The sequence below is a fragment of the uncultured Ellagibacter sp. genome (assembly GCF_934636505.1).
GTDB lineage: Bacteria > Actinomycetota > Coriobacteriia > Coriobacteriales > Eggerthellaceae > Ellagibacter.
In genome coordinates this window covers 1-3,905 of record NZ_CAKUAL010000108.1, presented here as the reverse complement: position 1 = coordinate 3,905, position 3,905 = coordinate 1, and the positions used below count along the sequence as shown (strand labels likewise).

Sequence of the window (3,905 nt, the reverse complement as noted above, 5' to 3'; positions counted from 1 at the left end):
GCTTTATGGTCCCGAAATACGTGCTCGACGCTATCGGCTTTTCATTATAAGGAATGAATATGAGCGCTTCCAAGCCCGCCGAGAAGGTCTTAAAGCCACTGCTCGCCACAGTTCTGACCGTATCGCTTTGCCCCCTCGTGCCCGCCGAGGAAGCACAGCTGTGGTCCTCGCGCGCGCTTTCGATTGGGGAATCCTAGAATAAGCCCAGCTTCAAGCGCAGTGATTGCCCCCTTTCTCTTCATCCGAACTCGAAAAGGAAGGGGGTTTGCCTTCTTGAATGCATGGCTTGCGATTTGGAATGTTTACGTAATGAAAGACCTCGCCAAAAGAATGGGGGAGCCCGTCTGGTCTATTTGAGTGTCATAGGATACACTTGTTCATGTCCTGTCATTAATTGCAAATGGAGGTCGTCTTGATGGCGACCTCTATTTTTTTCATTCGATTGAATTTCTGTATTCGGTTTTGATAGCGTGAGCTACTTCGGCATCTCGTGGGGGAGCAGAGGCGCGAGGTAGCCTTTGTTCGCGAGCGCGCGCCCGATGGTCTCGAATGCCTCCTCGTCATCGGCTGTGATGAGATGGTAATGGTAGCCTGAAGTCGCGGTGCTCAATGGGGCTGACTTGCCACTTTCGATGTCGTTGATGAAGCGCGAGATGTCTTCCTCTGTCTCGATGGCGAGCGGGGCGCTCAGAAAACCGTAGGCGCGATGGCTGATTGAGACGTTTACAACGCGCCCGCCTGCGGAAATGATCGTTTCAAGCTCATCTCTGGTTTGCGCGGGATCGTGGTGTACCTTGAATGTGCGCTCAAACGGTTTTTTATCGTCGGAGCATTCGGCTGCATCGGAATTCGCTTTATCTTCCTCCTCCGTCAATTCGAGGTTTTCACGTGAGCTTTTCTCTAGCACATATCCCTGCGAGGTGCCGACAATGCTCGCCCCCGTTTCGCGTAAAAGCGCAATATCTTGCACGATGATTTGTCGGCTTACACCAAGCTGTTGGGCAAGGTTTCCGCCCGTTAACGGCTCGCCAGCGTTTTTCAAAAGAAGAAGCAATGCCTCGCGGCGTGTTTGCGCTTTCGATGTCATCTTCTCGCCTCGCTTTCGCCGGTTTCGTCATCCAGTAAGCGCAAATGCTTCATGGACACGTCGAGGATAGGCGAGGAGTGCGTCAATGCGCCGCTTGAAACGAAATCAACCCCCAGGTCAGCGATGGCTTGCACATTTGCAGCTTCGATATTGCCCGAACATTCCGTTTGAGCTTTGCCATCGATGAGCTCAATTGCGGCAGCCATGGTGTCATGGTCCATGTTATCGAGCATGATGATGTCCGCGGCCGCATCCATCGCTTCGCGTACCTGATCGAGCGTTTCGCATTCAACCTCGATCTTGCGCACGAATGGAGCATAGGCGCGAGCTGCTTCGATAGCTGGTCGAATACCGCCAGCTGCGGCGATGTGGTTGTCCTTGAGCATCACGCCGTCGGAGAGGTTATATCGGTGATTGTGCCCACCACCGCATCGCACAGCCTCTTTCTCGAACACGCGCATGTTCGGGGTGGTTTTGCGCGTGTCGACGAGCGTGGTCCCGCTGCCTTCAAGAAGCGCGGCAAGCTTTCTCGTGTAAGTGGCGATGCCGCTCATGCGCTGAAGGTAGTTGAGTGCCACGCGTTCGCCCGACAGGAGCGCGCGAACATCACCGAATATAGTTGCTAGCTTTTGACCTGCGACGATATCGCTACCTTCTTCTGTATATCGTTCGACTTTGCTTTCGGAATCGAGAATGGCGAATGTCCGCTCGAACACGTCGAGGCCGCAGAGCACACCGTCGGCTTTCGCGATGAGGTCGACGGCAGCAGGGTGCGCTTCAGGCATGATAGCGGCAGTCGACACGTCCTCGTTGGTGATGTCCTCGGCCAAAGCGGCTCGAATGAGCGGCTCGGCGACGGTAGTCAGTGTGATGGGGTTCATGCGCACACGGCCTCCTTCGTCATGCAAAATTCCTCATAAGCTTTCGCCTCGGCGCCAATCGGATGCTCGCTGTACGTTTGCGGAAAGGGCGAGGGGAGACTTTCCTTTCGGGCGATATCCCACGCTGCGCGCTGTGCAAACACGAGCGATTCGAGTAGGGAGTTGCTCGCGAGGCGGTTTTTGCCATGCACGCCGTTGCAGCTGGTCTCGCCAACGGCGTAGAGCGAAGGCATGGTGGTAGCGCTGTGCCGATTGACATGCACTCCTCCCATGAAGTAATGCTGTGCGGGAACGACGGGAATCGGTTCTTGCGTTATGTCGTAGCCTTCCGTGAGGCAGTGTTCGTAAATATGATTGAAATGGCCCATGATTTCGTTTTTCGGAACATTGGTAAAGGAGAGTCGCACGTAGTCGGAACCTTCTTCATCCATTTGCTGTTCGATAGCTGCACTCACCACATCGCGCGGTTGAAGCTCGTCAGTGAATCGCCTTCCTCGTGCATCCAGCAACACGGCCCCTTCGCCGCGGCAGGATTCCGAGATAAGGAATGCGCGTCCTGGTTTGGTAGTGTAGAGCGATGTGGGGTGAATCTGCACGTAATCGGTATGCTCGAGCGCTATGCCGTGAGCTTGCGCGATGCGCAGCGCGTCTCCAGTGAGGCAAGGGAAGTTGGTGGATCGTTTGTACATTCCGCCAATACCCCCGCATGCCCAAACAGTGGCGTTTGCGGAGATGGATAGCGTCCGCCCATCGTCGTTGTACGCGACAACACCTCGACAGCGCTCGCGAGCGTTCTTCTCTCGAGATAGCTGACGGGTGTGTCGATTGTTTCGGAGACTAACATTCGCTTCGGTGAGGATGTCGTCCATGCAGGTATTCTCGAGGATGTGCACGTTCGCTAATTGCTTTACTGCCACCAAAAGCTTCGTCGTGATCTCGGCGCCTGTGGTGTCTTGATGGTAGCAGATGCGTGCGCGGCTGTGGGCGCCTTCGCGGGTATAGCGCAACGTCCCGTCATCGTTTCGGGCGAAGTCAACGCCAAAGTTCATTAAATTGTCGATAACGCTGCGACTCGCGCGAATCATAAGGTCCACGCTATCGCGACGGTTCTCGAAATGGCCTGCTCGCAAGGTATCTTCGAAGAATGACGCGTAATCGTTGGCGTCATGCTGCACGCAGATGCCGCCTTGAGCCAACATGGAGTCGCATTCATCGAGTGTGGTTTTCGCCAACATGATGACGGACAGCTCGCGCGGAAGGTTGAGCGCACAATACAGGCCTGCCACGCCGCAACCGACGATGACCACGTCGCAGTAGAGATGTTCGATTCGTTCGTCCATGGTGCCCTACTTTGCTGCGTATTCCAGCATGCGCTCAAGTGTTAGTCGTGCAGCGGGGGCAAAGTTCTCGTCGACGTGCACCTCGTAAGGCTTCGGATTGCGCAGACAGGCTGCAAGTTTTGGGAGGCTGACCAGGTCCATGTTCTCGCAGCGGGGGGTCGTGGTAGGGAAGTGGAAACGCTTATCGGTGCCAGCGTTTCGACGGGTGAGCTCGCGCAAGATTCCCACGACGGTGCACACGATGAAGTCTTTTGCGTCGGAAGCGGTTGCGTGTTCGATTATGCCTTTTGTGGAGCCGATGAAATCCGCCTCGGCCAGCACGTCCGCCGGGCATTCAGGATGTGCCATTACCACGGCATCGGGGTAGGCTTCCTCAAGATCGATGACCTGCTTTCGGCTGATGGTCATGTGTCGTGGGCAGTAGCCCTTATTCAGAATGACATGCTTATCGGGAATCTGCTCGGCAACGTAGCGACCTAAGTTCATGTCGGGAATGAACAGGAGGTTGCGCTGCGGCAAGGAGCTGCAGATTTTCACGGCGTTCGAAGAGGTGACGCATACGTCCGACCACGTTTTCGCTTCGGCGGTGGAGTTCAC

5 protein-coding genes are annotated in these 3,905 nt (G+C 55.4%); 1 reads left to right on the top strand and 4 read right to left on the bottom strand.

All coding sequences use genetic code 11. The features are described 5' to 3' along the window. The first annotated feature begins 59 nt into the window (after positions 1 to 59). On the top strand, positions 60 to 197 hold the full coding sequence (locus Q0G18_RS09065; protein ID WP_297152279.1) for a hypothetical protein: 138 nt from the start codon (positions 60 to 62) through the stop codon (positions 195 to 197). 278 nt (positions 198 to 475) lie between these two features. Here the strand turns inward: Q0G18_RS09065 and Q0G18_RS09060 are convergent, their stop codons facing one another. From Q0G18_RS09060 to Q0G18_RS09045, 4 genes are all read right to left on the bottom strand, one after another. Further along, positions 476 to 1,087, bottom strand: a complete 612-nt coding sequence (locus Q0G18_RS09060; protein WP_297152276.1) for a transcription repressor NadR — start codon at positions 1,085 to 1,087, stop codon at positions 476 to 478. Continuing rightward, on the bottom strand, positions 1,084 to 1,968 hold the full coding sequence (nadC, locus tag Q0G18_RS09055) for a carboxylating nicotinate-nucleotide diphosphorylase (protein WP_297152273.1): 885 nt from the start codon (positions 1,966 to 1,968) through the stop codon (positions 1,084 to 1,086). Before nadC ends, Q0G18_RS09060 begins: the two co-directional genes overlap by 4 nt. After that, positions 1,965 to 3,308 (bottom strand): FAD-binding protein, encoded by a 1,344-nt coding sequence (locus Q0G18_RS09050; protein ID WP_297152269.1) that lies wholly within the window; start codon positions 3,306 to 3,308, stop codon positions 1,965 to 1,967. Before Q0G18_RS09050 ends, nadC begins: the two co-directional genes overlap by 4 nt. A gap of 6 nt (positions 3,309 to 3,314) precedes the next feature. Further along, positions 3,315 to 3,905, bottom strand: a 591-nt coding sequence (locus Q0G18_RS09045; RefSeq protein WP_297152265.1) for a quinolinate synthase NadA, incomplete at its 5' end; no start/stop codon positions are given.